The sequence below is a fragment of the Bordetella sp. MIP270_01_BMS genome (genome assembly GCF_054958705.1).
In genome coordinates, this window is sequence record NZ_CM143297.1 from 4,453,505 (window position 1) to 4,468,695 (window position 15,191).

At 65.4% G+C, this 15,191-nt stretch carries 12 protein-coding genes; 11 read left to right on the plus strand and 1 reads right to left on the minus strand.

From position 1 onward, the window contains the following. Nucleotides 1–2: 2 nt before the first annotated feature. From ACV17W_RS20885 to ACV17W_RS20920, 8 genes are all read left to right on the plus strand, one after another. Nucleotides 3–3,227: a multidrug efflux RND transporter permease subunit gene (locus tag ACV17W_RS20885; protein ID WP_462594280.1), complete on the plus strand. Its 3,225-nt coding sequence runs from the start codon at nucleotides 3–5 to the stop codon at nucleotides 3,225–3,227. Next, entirely contained in the window at nucleotides 3,224–4,726 is a 1,503-nt protein-coding gene (locus ACV17W_RS20890; RefSeq protein WP_462594281.1) for an efflux transporter outer membrane subunit, read from the plus strand. Before ACV17W_RS20885 ends, ACV17W_RS20890 begins: the two co-directional genes overlap by 4 nt. Continuing rightward, nucleotides 4,723–5,463, plus strand: a complete 741-nt coding sequence (locus ACV17W_RS20895; protein WP_462594282.1) for a pyridoxine 5'-phosphate synthase — start codon at nucleotides 4,723–4,725, stop codon at nucleotides 5,461–5,463. The genes ACV17W_RS20890 and ACV17W_RS20895 overlap by 4 nt, the downstream gene beginning before the upstream one ends. A gap of 82 nt (nucleotides 5,464–5,545) precedes the next feature. Further along, nucleotides 5,546–5,983: a holo-ACP synthase gene (gene acpS / locus ACV17W_RS20900; RefSeq protein ID WP_462594283.1), complete on the plus strand. Its 438-nt coding sequence runs from the start codon at nucleotides 5,546–5,548 to the stop codon at nucleotides 5,981–5,983. A 40-nt stretch (nucleotides 5,984–6,023) separates the two neighbouring features. Then, nucleotides 6,024–7,079, plus strand: a complete 1,056-nt coding sequence (gene nagZ, locus ACV17W_RS20905; RefSeq protein WP_462594284.1) for a beta-N-acetylhexosaminidase — start codon at nucleotides 6,024–6,026, stop codon at nucleotides 7,077–7,079. Beyond that, on the plus strand, nucleotides 7,042–8,871 hold the full coding sequence (uvrC, locus tag ACV17W_RS20910; RefSeq protein WP_462594285.1) for an excinuclease ABC subunit UvrC: 1,830 nt from the start codon (nucleotides 7,042–7,044) through the stop codon (nucleotides 8,869–8,871). The genes nagZ and uvrC overlap by 38 nt, the downstream gene beginning before the upstream one ends. Before the next feature lie 131 nt (nucleotides 8,872–9,002). Further along, the gene (gene pgsA / locus ACV17W_RS20915) at nucleotides 9,003–9,575 is read left to right on the plus strand and encodes a CDP-diacylglycerol--glycerol-3-phosphate 3-phosphatidyltransferase (RefSeq protein ID WP_462594286.1); all 573 of its coding nucleotides are present in this window, start codon (nucleotides 9,003–9,005) and stop codon (nucleotides 9,573–9,575) included. Nucleotides 9,576–9,654: 79 nt separating this feature from the next. Next, nucleotides 9,655–10,947 (plus strand): MFS transporter, encoded by a 1,293-nt coding sequence (locus tag ACV17W_RS20920; protein WP_462594287.1) that lies wholly within the window; start codon nucleotides 9,655–9,657, stop codon nucleotides 10,945–10,947. Between the two features lie 124 nt (nucleotides 10,948–11,071). Here the strand turns inward: ACV17W_RS20920 and queF are convergent, their stop codons facing one another. Then, nucleotides 11,072–11,893 carry an NADPH-dependent 7-cyano-7-deazaguanine reductase QueF gene (gene queF / locus ACV17W_RS20925; RefSeq protein WP_462594288.1) on the minus strand — a complete coding sequence of 274 codons (822 nt, stop codon included), beginning with the start codon at nucleotides 11,891–11,893 and terminating at the stop codon, nucleotides 11,072–11,074. A gap of 312 nt (nucleotides 11,894–12,205) precedes the next feature. On the opposite strand from queF, the gene aceA reads away from it, so the two are divergent. From aceA to ccoS, 3 genes are all read left to right on the plus strand, one after another. Next, a complete protein-coding gene (aceA, locus tag ACV17W_RS20930) occupies nucleotides 12,206–13,531 on the plus strand; it encodes an isocitrate lyase (RefSeq protein WP_462594289.1) in 1,326 nt (441 codons plus the stop codon). A gap of 203 nt (nucleotides 13,532–13,734) precedes the next feature. Beyond that, nucleotides 13,735–14,721, plus strand: a complete 987-nt coding sequence (locus tag ACV17W_RS20935; protein WP_462594291.1) for a P-type ATPase actuator domain-containing protein — start codon at nucleotides 13,735–13,737, stop codon at nucleotides 14,719–14,721. Beyond that, complete coding sequence (gene ccoS / locus ACV17W_RS20940; protein ID WP_462594292.1) at nucleotides 14,718–14,861, plus strand: cbb3-type cytochrome oxidase assembly protein CcoS; 144 nt, start codon at nucleotides 14,718–14,720, stop codon at nucleotides 14,859–14,861. Before ACV17W_RS20935 ends, ccoS begins: the two co-directional genes overlap by 4 nt. Nucleotides 14,862–15,191: the final 330 nt, after the last annotated feature.

A 15,191-nucleotide genomic window follows, 5' to 3' on the forward strand; every position in this document is an offset into this window, starting at 1 on the left:
ACATGCCGCAATTTTTTATAGATCGACCAATTTTCGCCTGGGTAGTCGCCCTGTTCATTCTGCTGGCCGGGCTCCTGGCGATCCCCAACATGCCGGTCGCGCAGTACCCCGACGTGGCGCCGCCCGCCATTACCATCACGGCCACGTATCCGGGTGCTTCGGCCCAGGAAGTCGCCGAGTCGGTAACCAGCATCATCGAAGACCAGCTCAACGGCGCCAAGGGCCTGCTGTATTACGAGTCGGTCAGCGATTCGTACGGCCAGTCCACCATCACGGCCACTTTCGCCCCGGGTACCGATCCCGATATGGCGCAGGTCGACGTGCAGAACCGCGTGTCCAACGTGTCGGCTCAGCTGCCGGTGGCCGTGAACCAGCAGGGCATCACCTACGAGCAGACCAGCGCCGGCTTTCTGATGATCGTGACGCTGTCGTCGACTGACGGCACGCTGGATCAGACGGCGCTTGCCGACTATATTTCCCGCAACGTCCAGAACCCGGTGTCGCGCGTGCCCGGGGTCGGCCAGTTCCAGTTGTTCGCCGCGCCGCGCGCCATGCGCGTCTGGATAGATCCCGACAAGCTGGTGGGCTTCAATCTCAGCGCCGCCGAGGTCAACGCGGCCATCAGCCGCCAGAATGTGCTGGTGTCGGCCGGCAGCATGGGGGCACCGCCCAACCCGGCCAGCCAGCGTTCCACCGCCACCATCATCGTCAACGGCCAGCTTTCCAGCGTTGAAGCCTTCGGCAATATCGTGCTGCGTGCCAACACCGATGGCTCATCGGTGCGCCTGCGCGATGTCGCGCGCATCGAAGTCGGGGCCGACAACTATCAGTTCGGCGCCCGCCTGAACGGCAAGCCCACCGCGGCCTTCGCCATCGTGCTGTCGCCCGACGCCAACGCGCTGGCCACCGCAGAAGGTGTGCGCGCCCAGATGGAAACGCTGTCCCAGTATTTCCCGGGCAATATCCGGTACGACATTCCTTACGATACCGCCCCCTACGTCAAGATCTCCATCGAGCAGGTGCTGCACACGCTGGCCGAGGCCATGGTGCTGGTTTTCCTGGTCATGTATCTGTTCCTGCAGAACGTTCGATACACGATCATCCCGGCGCTGGTGGTTCCGGTAGCCATGCTCGGCGCTTTCGCGGTGATGCTCGCCCTGGGCTTTTCCATCAACGTGCTCACCATGTTCGCCATGGTGCTGGCTATCGGTATCCTGGTCGACGACGCCATCGTGGTGGTCGAGAACGTCGAGCGCATCATGGTCACCGAAGGCCTCTCGCCCAAAGAGGCCACAAAGAAGGCCATGCCGCAGATCAGCGGCGCCATCGTGGGCATCACGCTGGTGCTGGTCACGGTGTTCCTGCCGCTGGCCTTCATGAGCGGCTCGGTGGGCGTGATCTATCGCCAGTTCTCGGTGGCCATGGCGGTATCGATCTTCTTCTCGGCGCTCCTGGCCCTGACCTTCACCCCGGCCTTGTGCGCCACCATCCTGAAGCCGGTGCCCAAGGGCCACCATATCGACAAGAAGGGCTTCTTCGGCTGGTTCAACCGCAAGTTCGATGCCACCACCCACAGATACCAGAACTGGGTCGCCCGCATCCTGCACAAGGGCGGGCGCATGATGGTGCTGTTCCTGGTGCTGGTGCTGCTGCTGGGCTGGCTGTTTCTGCGGCTGCCGTCATCGTTCCTGCCAGAGGAAGACCAGGGCTATGTGGTCAGCAACATCGAACTGCCGACCGGCGCCAGTGCCAATCGCACGGTCGACGTCATCGAGCAGGTCGAGCAGTACTTCATGTCGCAGCCTGCCGTTGAAAACATCATTGCCGTGCAGGGCTTCAGCTTCAACGGTAACGGCTTGAACGCGGCCATTGCGTTTACGACGTTGAAAGACTTCTCCGAGCGCAAGGAAAGGCAGGATTCCGCCGGCGCCATCGCGTTCAAGGCGTTCGAGAAGCAGTTGATGGGCATTCACGACGCGCAGGTGTTCACCCTGGTGCCGCCTGCGATTTCATCGCTGGGCAATGCCTCGGGCTTCGACTTCCGGCTGCAAGACCGGGCCAACGCGGGTACTGCCGCGCTGGCCCAGGCCACGGCCCAGCTGATGGGTCTGGCCATGCAGAGTCCGGTGCTGTCGCAAGTGCGTATCACCGGGCTGGGCGACGGGCCGCAACTGAACCTCAACATCGACCGCGACAAGGCGGCCGCGCTGGGGGTCGATTTCGACGCCGCCGCCACGCTGTTGTCCACGGCGCTGGGCTCGGCCTATATCGACAAGTTCCCGAACATGGGCCGCATGCAGAACATCTGGGTGCAAGCCGAGGCGCGCCATCGCATGCAGGTCGACGACATCCTGCGGATGAACGTCAACAACAGGGAAGGCGGCATGGTGCCCCTATCCAGCTTCGTGACCGCGAAGTGGACGCAGGGCCCCGTGCAGGTGGTCCGCTACAACAGCTACGAATCCATGCGTATCGGCGGCGATGCCGCGCCCGGCTACACCACGGGCGAAGCCATGGCCGAAATGGAACGCCTGGTGGGGCAGCTTCCCAGCGGCTTCGGCTATGAATGGAACGGCCTGTCATATCAGGAAAGGCAGGCGGGCAGCCAGGCGCCCATCCTGCTGGGGCTGTCATTGCTGATTGTCTTCCTGGTGCTGGCCGCCCTGTACGAAAGCTGGGCGATCCCGCTGTCGGTCATGCTGGTGGTTCCGCTCGGCATGCTGGGCGCGGTGGCGCTGGTGTCTGCGATGGGCATGTCCAATGACGTGTATTTCCAGGTGGGCATGGTGACGGTTATCGGCCTGTCCGCCAAGAACGCCATCCTGATCGTCGAGTTCGCCAAAGATCAGTACGCCCGCGGCATGGGCCTGTACGAAGCCACGATCGAAGCGGCCAGGCTGCGTTTCCGCCCGATTCTCATGACCTCGCTGGCGTTCATCCTGGGCGTGATCCCGCTCGCCATCGCCACTGGCGCCGGCGCGGCCAGCCAGCGGGCGGTCGGCATTGGCGTGCTGGGCGGCATGCTGGCCGCCACGCCGTTCGCGGTGATCTTCGTGCCGACCTTCTTCGTGGTGGTGCTCAGCCTGTTCAAGACCAAGCCCCGCCTGCTGGGTAACGAACTCAAGGAATTTGAAGCCGAGCAGGCCGCCAAGCGCGCCCGCGAGGCATCGTCCGATCAATCCGGCCACGGACCCGTAGCGGCGCCCGGCCAGGAGGGCAAGGAATGACAGCCCTGAAGTACAAACGAACCGCGCTGTCCGCGTGCATGGCGGCATTGCTGGCCGGCTGCTCGCTGGCTCCCGAATACCATCGGCCCGAATCGCCGGTGCCGGCCGATTGGCCGTCGCAGCCCGAGGTGCAGTTCGGCGGCGATGGACAGGCCACGTCGCTTTCCGAACAATCTGTGCAGTCGGTGGCGCCGGCGGGCGCCGTCCCGGCGGCCGACATCGGCTGGCGGGATTTCTTCCGCGATCCCAGGCTGCGCAGCCTGATCGAACTCTCGCTGCTCAATAACCGCGACCTGCGCGTGGCGGTGCAGCGGGTAGAAGAGGCGCGTGCCCAGTACGGAATCCAGCGCGGAGCGCAGTGGCCCAGCATAGGCGCCGGGGCCGAGGGCACCCGGCAGCGCGTGCCCGCCGACATGAGCCCGCTGGGTCGCAGTACGGTGGGCAACACCTTCCAGGCGGGCATCGGTCTCACTTCGTTCGAGATCGACCTGTTCGGCCGGTTGCGCAATCTCTCGGAAGCGGCCTATCAGCAATACCTGGCCACAGAGCAGGCGCAGCGCAGCGTGCATATCACCCTGGTCAGCGCCGTGGCGCAGGCGTACTTCACGCTGCGTGCTGCCGAGGTTCAGCTCGACCTCACCGAGAAAACGCTGGCGTCCCGCCAGGAATCCTACGATCTGGTCAAGCGCCGCTTCGACGGTGGCGTGGCATCCGAACTCGAGCTCAACCAGTCCAAGGGGCTGCTTGATTCGGCCTCGGCCGATCTGGCGCAGCTGGCGCGCGTGCGGGCGCAGTCCATCAATGCCCTGACGGTGCTGGTAGGCACCCCTCTGCCGGCGGACCTGCCGCCGCCCGCCGAGTTCGGCCGCGAGCAGTTGCTGACCACGGTGCCCGCAGGCTTGCCTTCCGACCTCCTGGCGCGACGGCCCGACATCATCGCCGCCGAGAATCAGCTGAAGGCCGCCAATGCCAATATCGGGGCGGCGCGCGCGGCGTTCTTCCCGACCATTTCGCTCACCGGCGCGCTGGGCTTCGCCAGTACCTCGATGGGTTCGCTGTTCGAAGGCAGCCAGCGCGCATGGAATTTCACGCCCTCGCTGACCACGCCCATCTTCGCCGGTGGCAGCATCCGCGAAGGCCTCAACCTCGCCAACGCGCGCAACAATATCGCGGTGGCACAGTACGAACAGACGATCCAGCAGGCGTTCCGCGAAGTCTCCGATGCGCTGGCGGGCGAGGCCACTTATGGCGCGCAGCTCGACGCGCTGCGTTCGCTCCAGACTTCCACAGCCCGTACGCTCGAACTGTCGAACCTGCGCTACACGAGCGGCATCGACAACTACCTGCAGGTGCAGACGGCTCAGGTCGACTTCTTCAGCGCCCAGCTGGGCCTGGTGCAGGCCGGCCTCGAGGCCCTGAACAACCGCGTCGAACTCTACAAGGCGCTGGGCGGCGGCTGGACTGAAGCGACAAAAGTATCCACCGAAACATCACCATGATAGAACTGGGCGTCAACATCGATCACGTGGCGACGCTGCGCCAGCAGCGCCACACCGCCTATCCCGATCCCGTAGCGGCCGCACTGCGCGCCGAAGACGCGGGCGCGGACCTCATCACCCTGCACCTGCGCGAAGACCGGCGCCATATCCAGGACGCCGACGTACACGCAATCCGCCCGCTGTTGCGCACCCGCATGAATCTCGAGTGCGCCATCACGGGCGAAATGCTCGATATTGCCTGCCAGGTGCGCCCCAGCGATGTGTGCCTGGTGCCCGAGAAACGTACCGAGCTCACCACCGAAGGTGGGCTGGACGTGCTGGGCGCGCAGGGCGCAGTGCGCGACGCCGTTGCGCGCCTGCACGATGCCGGCATTCGCGTCTCCTTGTTCATCGACCCCGACATCGCGCAAATCCAGGCCGCCGCTCAAGCAGGCGCGACGGTCATCGAATTGCACACCGGCGCCTACGCCGAAGCCGCCGAGGGCGCTGCCGAGCCCGAGCTCCAGCGCCTGCGCGCCGCGGTGGCCGAGGGCCTGCGCCATGGCATGCGCGTCAATGCAGGCCATGGCCTGCACTATGGCAACGTGGGTCCGATTGCCGCGCTCGACGGCATCGCCGAACTGAATATCGGCCATGCCATCGTGGCGCAGGCTGTGTTCGACGGCTGGGAGAAGGCCGTGCGCGACATGAAAGCCCTGATGGTGCTGGCCCGCCAGCAGACGTTGCGCGGCCGCTGAACTCGGCCGGGGCCTGTACGGTCGCGTATCATCCCGGATAAGGGGCGATCGTCGCCCCATGTGTGCATGCGACCCTTACCCCATGTCTGCCCATCCCCCCGTCTCGCCCCCCGTGCCTGCGGGCGCCATTGCCGGCATCGGCATGGACCTGCTGCGCATCGATCGCATCGAACGCGCGCTGGCGCGCCATGGTGACCGCTTCGCAGAGAAGATCCTGGGCCCGGAAGAGCTGCAGAAGTTCCATGCGCGCCGCGCCCGCGATGCAGCGCGCGGCGTGCGCTTTCTGGCCACGCGCTTCGCCGCCAAAGAGGCTTTCTCGAAAGCCATAGGGCTGGGCATGCGCATGCCCATGACCTGGACGCGCGTCCAGACGTTGAATGCGCCCGGCGGGCGCCCCATGCTGGTCATCGCGCCCGGCCTGCGCGAATGGTATGAGCAGCGCTTCGGCGCCGCCCACGTTTCGATTACGGATGAGTCCGACCTCGCCGCCGCCTATGTCGTGGTTGAGCGCAAGCCCTGAGGGCGGCCTGCAATTACCGGATATTCAAGGACACCTACCCATGGGTAAAAAGAGCAAAACCATTCTGCCGCCCGGCCCGGTCATGGTCGACGTCGCCGGCACCACCCTGACCAAAGCCGAGAAGCGGCGCCTGAGGCATCCGCTTGTGGGTGGGGTGATCCTGTTCGCCCGCAATTTCGAAAGTCGCGAGCAGCTGTGCGCCCTGACCCGCAAGATCCACCGCGCGCGCCAAGAGCCCCTGCTCATCGCCGTTGATCACGAGGGCGGACGGGTCCAGCGCTTTCGCGAAGACGGCTTTACGCCATTGCCGCCGATGCAGGCGCTGGGCAAGATCTGGGACGACGACCCGCTTGCGGCCATGCGGCTGGCCACCGAAGCCGGCTATGTGCTGGCCGCCGAACTGCGGGCCTGTGGCGTCGACCTCAGTTTCACCCCGGTGCTGGACCTGGATTATGGCGTGAGCCAGGTGATCGGCAATCGAGCGTTCCACCGCGACCCGCGCGTGGTCGCCATGCTGGCGCGTGCGCTGGCGCAAGGGCTGGCGCAAGCCGGCATGTCCGCTTGCGGCAAGCATTTCCCGGGCCACGGCTTCGTCGGCGCCGATTCGCATCACGAAATCCCCGTCGATCCCCGCACGCTCGAGCGCATCCTCAAAGAAGACGCTGCACCTTACGCGTGGCTGGGCGATGCCGTGCTGCCCGCAGTGATGCCCGCGCACGTCATCTACCCCAAGGTCGACCCGAATCCTGCGGGCTTTTCGCGCCGCTGGGTGCAGGACATTCTGCGAGGTGAACTGGGCTATGACGGCGTGGTGTTTTCCGACGACCTCACAATGGAAGGCGCGGCCGTGGCCGGCGACATTCTCGCCCGGGCCCAGGCTGCCCTGAGCGCCGGTTGCGACATGGTGCTGGTGTGCAACCGGCCCGACCTGGCCGATGAGCTCCTGGAGCGGCTCGACGTGGCGCACCCGGCCGAATCCGTGGCTCGCATCCGCCGCCTGATGCCGCGCTTCGACGCGCCCGACTGGAACACCTTGCAGGCTGAAACCCGTTACCAGAATGCCCGACGAATTCAATCTCAAATCGTTCCTGGCTGACCTTCCACACCTTCCCGGAGTCTATCGGCACATCGATGCCGATGGGGTGGTGATGTACGTGGGCAAGGCGCGCGACCTGAAGAAGCGCGTTTCGTCGTATTTCCAGAAGAACCTGTCCAGCCCCCGCATCGCCCAGATGGTCTCGAAGGTGGCGCGGGTCGAGGTTACGGTCACGCGATCCGAGGCCGAGGCCCTGCTGCTCGAAAACAATCTCATCAAGAGCCTGCGGCCACGCTACAACATTCTTTTCCGCGACGACAAGTCCTATCCGTATCTGCTCATCACGGGGCACGAGTGGCCCCGCATCGCCTACTATCGCGGCTCCACCAACAAGCGCGGGCAGTTTTTCGGCCCATTCCCGAACGCTTGGGCCGTGCGTGAAACCATCCAGATCCTGCAGAAGGTGTTCAGGCTGCGCACCTGCGAGGACACGGTGTTCGCGAACCGCTCGCGTCCATGCTTGCTGCACCAGATCGGCCGCTGCTCGGCGCCCTGTGTCGGCGCCATAAGCGCCGAGGACTACGCCAGCGACGTCCAGCGTGCTGCGCGCTTTCTGAATGGCGAAGCGCGCGAAGTCATGGGCGAAATCGAGCAGCGCATGCTGCAGGCTTCCGGCGAACTGCGTTTCGAAGAAGCGGCGGCGCTGCGCGACCAGATGGGTTCGCTGGCGCGGGTCCTGCATCAGCAGACCATGGAAGACACGGGGGGCGAAGACACCGATGTCATCGCCGTGGCCTCGGCCGGCGGCCGGACCTGCGTCAATCTCGCCATGGTGCGCGCTGGCCGTCATCTGGGCGACAAGCCGTTCTTTCCAGTTCATGTCGATGGTCAGGATGCCCCCCAGGTGCTCGAGGCCTTTATTGCGCAGCACTACACCGACAGCCCGCTTCCGCCCGTGCTGGTGTGTTCGCATGCCTTGCCCGACGCGGGCCTGATGACCCTGCTGGCCGAGCAGGCCAATGCCCGGCCCGCTCGCGTGCTGACACGGCCACAGGGGGTGCGCCGCTCATGGCTGGAACAGGCGGGCAGAAATGCCGAGCTGGCCCTGGCCCGCGCCCTGACCGAGTCGGGGGCACGCGCGGCCCGCACCCTCGCCCTGGCCGAGGCGCTCGATCTGGACACTGACGAAACCGCGCTGGACAGCCTGCGCATCGAATGTTTCGACATCAGTCATACCGCGGGCGAAGCCACCCAGGCCTCGTGCGTGGTGTTCCTGCATCACGACATGCAGCCTTCGCTGTACCGTCGCTACAACATTGCCGGCATTACGCCGGGCGACGACTACGCCGCCATGCGCCAGGTGCTGACGCGGCGATTCGGCAAGGTTGCCGATGGCGAGGCGCCCATGCCCGGTCTGGTGCTCATCGACGGCGGCAAGGGCCAGGTCGAGGTGGCGCGCCAGGTCTTTGCCGAGCTGGGGCTCGACATCCAGACGCTGGTGGGCGTGGCCAAGGGAGAAGGGCGCAAAGTGGGGCTCGAAACCCTGGTGTTCGCCGACGACCGCCCGCCCGTGGCACTGGGCGGCGAGTCGGCTGCGCTGATGCTGATCGCGCAGGTGCGCGACGAGGCCCATCGCTTTGCCATCACCGGAATGCGGGCGCGGCGTGCCAAGGCCCGCAACGTGTCGCGGCTGGAGGAAATCGAAGGTATCGGGGCGCGTCGCCGCCAGCGGCTGCTGGCACGTTTCGGCGGCTTCTCGGGCGTGGCGTCGGCCAGCATCGAAGACCTGGCCTCTGTCGAGGGCATTTCGCACGAACTGGCCGAGCGCATTTACGAAGCGCTGCGAGGCTGAAGCGGCCCGCCGGTTGCAGATGCCGGCGATGGCTCGGCGCCGCCTGGCACCCCGGTCGGGCGCCGGCCCAGCGCGGCTGCCCGGGGGGCGGCAGGGCTGATTTTCCTCTGGTGATGTAGCATACGTTCATTATGCCTATCAACGTGCCTATTATCCTCACATGGCTGCGTATCGCCATGATCCCGCTGGTGGTGGGGCTGTTCTACATCCCTGCGGACTGGATGGCCGAGCCTGCCCGCGATACCCTGGCCGCCTGGGCCTTCATCATCGCGGCGCTCACCGACTGGTTCGACGGCTGGCTGGCCCGGCGCTGGAACCAGACCTCGGCTTTCGGCGCGTTTCTCGATCCGGTGGCCGACAAGCTCATGGTGTGCGCCGCGCTCATCGTGTTGCTCGACCTGGGGCGCGTCGACGCATTCATCTCTCTCATCATCATCGGACGCGAGATCACCATATCGGCCCTGCGCGAATGGATGGCCAAGATTGGCGCCAGCGCCAGCGTCGCGGTTCACCGACTGGGCAAGTTCAAGACGGCGGCACAGATGGTCGCCATTCCGTGCCTGCTGTATGACCAGCCCCTGATGGGCCTGTCCAGCCGGCTGATAGGCGATGTCCTCATTGTCATCGCCGCCGTGCTCACGGTGTGGTCGATGCTGTACTACCTGCAGCGCGCATGGCCGGCCATTCGTGAAAAATCACAATAGACGACCCCATGCGGCGGCTGCGGCCGTGCGCCGGTGGGACAGCCCGCTTTTCGAACGGCCCTGATGGCCGCCTTCTGCCATGTCAACCGTTGCCGACACCTACGTTCCGGATTCCCCCGACACACGCCGCCGAGATTGGCTGACGATTCTGCTGATTGGCGTTGCGCACGGTTCGTCGCACTTCTACCAGCTGGTATTGCCTTCGCTGTACGTGGCGCTGGGGGCGGAATTCAACCTGGACTTCGCTCGTCTCGGGTTGCTGGTCTCGGCGTTCTTCGTGGTGTCGGGCGTGGGACAGGCTTCGTCCGGTTTCATTGTGGACCGCATCGGTGCGCGGCCGGTGCTGTGGTTCGGCTTGTCTTGCTTCGTCGTTTCAGGTGTGCTGATCGGCGCCGCCAACGGTTATGCGATGCTGATGCTGGCCGCCGCCATCGGAGGGCTGGGCAACTCGGTGTTCCATCCGGCCGACTTTTCCATCATGAACCACCGCATCAGCCCTGCGCGCCTGGGGCATGCCTTCAGCACGCATGGTCTGACCGGTACCCTGGGATGGGCACTCGCGCCCGTTTTCATCATGTCGATCACCGTCCTGGCCAACTGGCGCGTAGCCGCCTTCAGCGCCGCGGGGCTGGTCGCATTGGTGCTGCTGCTGACCCTGCTGGGGCGCAATTTGCTGGGCGGTGCCGAAGCCGCGCCCGAGATCGCCCCCGCGCCTGAAATGCCTGTTCCGGCGCCCGCGCCGCCCCAGCCGGGCGTACTGGCTACGCTGGGCGCATTGTTGGCCAAACCCGCGCTGTGGGGGGCGTTCCTGTTTTTCGGCTGCACTTCTATCGCGCTGTCATCGGTGCAGAACTATTCCATTCCTTTGCTCGGCCAGCTCTATGGGCTGTCCGAAGTCGTCGCCAGCTCGGCCTTGTCCGGCTATATGGTCGCCTCGGCATTCGGAATGGCCCTCGGCGGCTTTCTGGTGTCCGCCACGCCGCGTACCGAGCGCACGGTAAGCATATCGCTGGTCTTCGCAGGGCTGACGCTGGTCGTGTTGGCCCTTGGGTTGGTGCCCGCGGGCATGGCCGCCCTGGTGGTCGCGGTGGCCGGATTCTGCTCGGGTGTGGCGGCGCCTTCGCGCGACATGCTCATCCGCCGGGTGGCGCCCAAGGGTACCGTGGGTTCCGTCTATGGCCTGGTGTACTCGGGCATGGATGTGGGATCCGCCCTGGGCCCGCTGGGATTCGGACTGCTGCTCGATGCGGGCCTGAGCCAGGGGCCGTGGATCGGCGCGGGCCTGGCATTCGCCCTGGCGGCTCTGCTGGCCCAATGGATCGCCATCCAGGCGCGCCGGCGTCCTGCCGTAGCTGCCGCCTCCGGCGCCTGATCGCCCCGCTTCGCTGCGTCCGGTGCCCTTTGCGGACTGACGCCCGCGGGCATGCCCGCCGCCCTGCACGGACCGGCCTGGATCACGCCGGGCGCGGCGGGAACCGATGCCGCGCAGGCGCGTCTTACTGGCGCGCCGTGCGCACTTCGGCCGGCGGCGCGCCGGCCACGTTGCTGCGCCAGGGGTTGATGTCCAGGCCTCCACGCCGCGTATAGCGCGCATACACCGTCAACTGTTCCGGCGCGCTGGCGGCCATGATGTCGGTGTAGATGCGCTCGACGCAGTGCTCGTGGAATTCGGCGTGGCTGCGGAATGCGACCAGGTAGCGCAAGAGCGCCGCGTGGTCCAGCGCCTGCCCGGTATAGCTGATCTGTACGCTGGCCCAGTCGGGCTGGCCGGTGACCGGGCAGTTCGACTTCAGCAGGCGCGATGCCACGGTTTCCGTCACGACTTCGCCCGCTGCGCAGGTCAGCAACGAGGCGTCGGGCTGGTAGGCGGCGATGTCGATGTCCAGGTCATCCAGGCAGACGCCCTGCAGTTCGCCCAAGGTCACCTGCTCGAAACGGTCGGGCAGGATAAGGTCTACCTGTACGGGGGCGCCGGCCGCGGCGCTGAGGTCTTCTTCGAGTCGCGCATGGAAGGCATCGGCGTTGGCCAGGCGCGTCTGGTTGTACGAATTCAAGTACAGCTTGAATGACTTCGATTCGATGATATTGGGGCTTTCGGCCGGCACCGTGAACCTGGCCATGGCGACCTGCGGCTTGCCCCGGGCGTTCAGCCACGAGAGCTCGTAGGCGTTCCAGATGTCCACGCCGAAAAACGGCAGCGCGCCCGACACATTCAGGCTGGCTCGATTCGCTGCGCGTGGTATCGGGAACAGCAAGCCCGGGTCGTACTGCGACGGATATGAAACCGGCTGCCCCAGCGGGGCGTTCGACAAAGACATAGACGGCGTGGATCGGCAGGTGAAAAACCCGATTGTAGGCCGAGCCAAAGCCGTGATTTCCCGCATTGTGAAATGAACTTGCCGCCATATGAAAGCGGGTGCTGCAAAGCAACGCAATCCCATTTCACGGCGGGAAATTTCATTCCACGATGCAAAAAATGAAACGCAAATATTTGAATTTAAAGAAAAACATTTTTGGTCTTATATAAGATATAAGTCCACATTGCTCCGCAGCACAGGCATAGACTTTCATCCAACGCGGCCGATTCCGGATCGCCGCCAAAGGCTTACTGTCAACCACTGGAGCATGTCATGAGCAATCGCGAAACCGAAATCCGCAACCTGCAGAAGGACTGGGCCGAAAGCGCCCGCTGGCAAGGCATCAAGCGCGGCTACAGCGCCGAAGACGTGGTGCGCCTGCGCGGCTCTGTGGCCGTGGAGCACACCTTGGCGCGCCGCGGCGCCACGCGGCTGTGGGATCTGCTCCATAGCGAGCCTTTCGTCAATTCCTTGGGCGCCCTGACCGGCAACCAGGCCATGCAGCAGGTCAAGGCCGGCCTGAAGGCCATCTACCTTTCCGGCTGGCAGGTGGCGGGCGATGCCAACCTGGCCGGCGAGATGTATCCCGACCAGTCTCTGTACCCCGCCAACTCGGTGCCCCAGGTGGTTCGACGTATCAACAACGCCCTGGCGCGCTGCGATCAGGTGCAATGGATGGAAGGCAAGAATCCCGGCGATGCCGGGTATATCGACTACTACGCGCCCATCGTGGCCGATGCCGAAGCCGGCTTCGGCGGCGTGTTGAACGCGTTCGAACTGATGAAGGCCATGATCGAGGCGGGCGCGGCCGGGGTGCACTTCGAAGACCAGCTCGCTTCGGTGAAGAAATGCGGCCACATGGGTGGCAAGGTGCTCGTGCCTACGCGCGAGGCGGTCGCCAAGCTGGTGTCGGCGCGCCTGGCCGCCGACGTCATGGGAACGCCCACCATTCTTCTGGCGCGTACCGATGCCGACGCGGCCGACCTCGTCACCAGCGATGTCGACGAGAACGATCGGCCATTCATCACCGGCGAGCGTACAGTAGAAGGATTCTTCCGTACCAGGGCCGGCATCGACCAGGCGATTTCGCGCGGGCTGGCCTATGCCCCTTATGCGGATCTCATCTGGTGCGAAACGTCCACTCCCAACCTGGACTATGCGCGCAAGTTCGCCGAGGCGATCCACCGCCAATTCCCGGGCAAGCTGCTGGCCTACAACTGCTCGCCGTCTTTCAACTGGAAAAAGAATCTCGACGACGCCACGGTGGCCAAGTTCCAGCGTGAACTGGGCGCCATGGGCTACAAATTCCAGTTCATCACGCTGGCTGGCTTCCATGCCTTGAACTACGGCATGTTCGAACTGGCGCATGGCTATGCGCGCCGCCAGATGAGCGCCTTCGTCGAATTGCAGCAGAAAGAGTTCGCCGCCGCGGAACTGGGCTTCACGGCCGTGAAACACCAGCGGGAGGTCGGCACCGGCTACTTCGACGCCGTCACGCAGACGATCGAGGGGGGCCAGTCGTCCACCACCGCGCTGACTGGCTCCACGGAAGAAGCGCAGTTCGATCACAGCGAACCGGCACGGGCGCAAGCAGCCTGATCAAGCGGCGCCCCGATCGTCTGCGGGGTGCCGATATGCTTTGCTGTAGTAGGGTGGTTTTGGGTGCCTGTGCGGCACCCTTTTTTTTAATCTGCACGATGCCACCGACATGGGGGCGACGCCGGCCGTGATTTCGTCTGGTCTTGCGTTTTGTTTGATACTTATCAACTCCAATTTGGGGGCAGCCCGCTACGATCGGCCGCATGCCTGCCAAATCGATCTTCTCCATACCCTCCGGCTTGCCGCAATCCGAACGGCAGGCGCGGCGCCATGCCTTGCTGCGCCTGGGGTGGGCATGGCTGGCCATGATGCAGGTCATGATGTTCGCGTGGCCAAGCTATGTCCGCCACGACGGCATCGCCCCCGACGTCCTGGCCACGCTCGATTGGGCCATCAGGCTCATGAACTGGGCCAGCCTGGTGCTGACGATTCCGGTGGTGCTGTATTCGGCCTGGCCCATCTGGCAGGGGGCGGCGCGCAGCCTTCGCCGGCGCCAGGCGGGCATGGACGTCCCCGTCGCCTTGGGCATCGTCGCGGCGTTCGTGCCCAGCATATACGCCACGGCCGTCGGCCATGGCGCGGTCTACTTCGATTCGGTCACCATGTTTGTGGCCTTCCTGCTCACTGCCCGCTATCTGGCCTTGTGCGCGCGGCAATCGGTCGTGCCGCATGACGGTCTGGCGTCCGCCTGGCGCTACCGTCGGCTTGAATGGCGGCGCAGTGCGCTGGGCGCGGCGGCCGACCGCCTCGCCGCCCGCTTCACGGCGGCCCAGGTGGCGCTGGCGCTGGCCGCGGGCGCCGCATGGTGGTGGTTCGACCCATCGCATGCCGTACCCGTCATGGTTGCGCTGCTCGTCATCAGTTGCCCCTGCGCCATGGCCATGGCCGTGCCCACCACGATGGCGGCGGCCCAGGCTGCCGCGCAACATGGGCTCGACGCCTCGCATTTCGTGACGCTGCTGGGTGCCACGCGGCGGGTGGCGCGCATCAGCCTGTATGGCTCGGTAGCCTGGCACCTGCTGATGACGCCCCTGGCGCTGGCGGGCTGGGTGGCGCCCTGGCTGGCGGCGCTGACCATGCTTCTGTCATCCCTGGCCGTCGCGGCCAATGCCTGGCATCTTTATCGGTGCTACCGTCCCCTGCGCCCGCGCCAGGGGGCCATCGCAGGCCCGGCAACGCCCGCGTCATGAATATTCTGTATCTGCTGCTGCCACTGTCGCTGGCATTCGTGCTGGCCATCGGCGTTGCCCTCGGCTGGGCAGTGTTCAGTGGCCAGTTCGACGACCCCGACGACGCAGGCGGCTCGATATTCCGCGAACCTGACGCATAGGGTTCACCTCAGGGCCGAATTGCCGCAGGCCCGGCGGGCAGGAAGTGCCTGCACCCACGCTACCCGAACGCGTCGGGCAGGGTGGCCTGCCTACGCGCCTTGCGATTTTTCCGGCCAGGGTGGCCCCTGCATCCTCACTCCGCGAGCCCGTCGGGCACGTGGTCCGGGTCCATGCTTGCGCGTCCGCCGAGCAGGGTGGCCTGCGTCCACGTTGGGCGATTCCGTCGAGCAGGGCGGCTCAGGCATTTACGCACCACGATCGCTGGGCCCGGTGGCACGGCGTCCACTGATTCTCGCCGGGCAGGGCGGGCCCGGTGTTCACGCTTGCAC

Excerpts from the sequence above, each read along its gene's own strand:
- ACV17W_RS20885 (WP_462594280.1), top strand. The coding sequence starts at position 3 with ATGCCGCAATTTTTTATAGATCGACCAATTTTCGCCTGGGTAGTCGCC.
- ACV17W_RS20890 (WP_462594281.1), top strand. The coding sequence starts at position 3,224 with ATGACAGCCCTGAAGTACAAACGAACCGCGCTGTCCGCGTGCATGGCG.
- ACV17W_RS20895 (WP_462594282.1), top strand. The coding sequence starts at position 4,723 with ATGATAGAACTGGGCGTCAACATCGATCACGTGGCGACGCTGCGCCAG.
- acpS (WP_462594283.1), top strand. The coding sequence starts at position 5,546 with ATGTCTGCCCATCCCCCCGTCTCGCCCCCCGTGCCTGCGGGCGCCATT.
- nagZ (WP_462594284.1), top strand. The coding sequence starts at position 6,024 with ATGGGTAAAAAGAGCAAAACCATTCTGCCGCCCGGCCCGGTCATGGTC.
- uvrC (WP_462594285.1), top strand. The coding sequence starts at position 7,042 with ATGCCCGACGAATTCAATCTCAAATCGTTCCTGGCTGACCTTCCACAC.
- pgsA (WP_462594286.1), top strand. The coding sequence starts at position 9,003 with ATGCCTATCAACGTGCCTATTATCCTCACATGGCTGCGTATCGCCATG.
- ACV17W_RS20920 (WP_462594287.1), top strand. The coding sequence starts at position 9,655 with ATGTCAACCGTTGCCGACACCTACGTTCCGGATTCCCCCGACACACGC.
- queF (WP_462594288.1), bottom strand. The coding sequence starts at position 11,893 with ATGTCTTTGTCGAACGCCCCGCTGGGGCAGCCGGTTTCATATCCGTCG.
- aceA (WP_462594289.1), top strand. The coding sequence starts at position 12,206 with ATGAGCAATCGCGAAACCGAAATCCGCAACCTGCAGAAGGACTGGGCC.
- ACV17W_RS20935 (WP_462594291.1), top strand. The coding sequence starts at position 13,735 with ATGCCTGCCAAATCGATCTTCTCCATACCCTCCGGCTTGCCGCAATCC.
- ccoS (WP_462594292.1), top strand. The coding sequence starts at position 14,718 with ATGAATATTCTGTATCTGCTGCTGCCACTGTCGCTGGCATTCGTGCTG.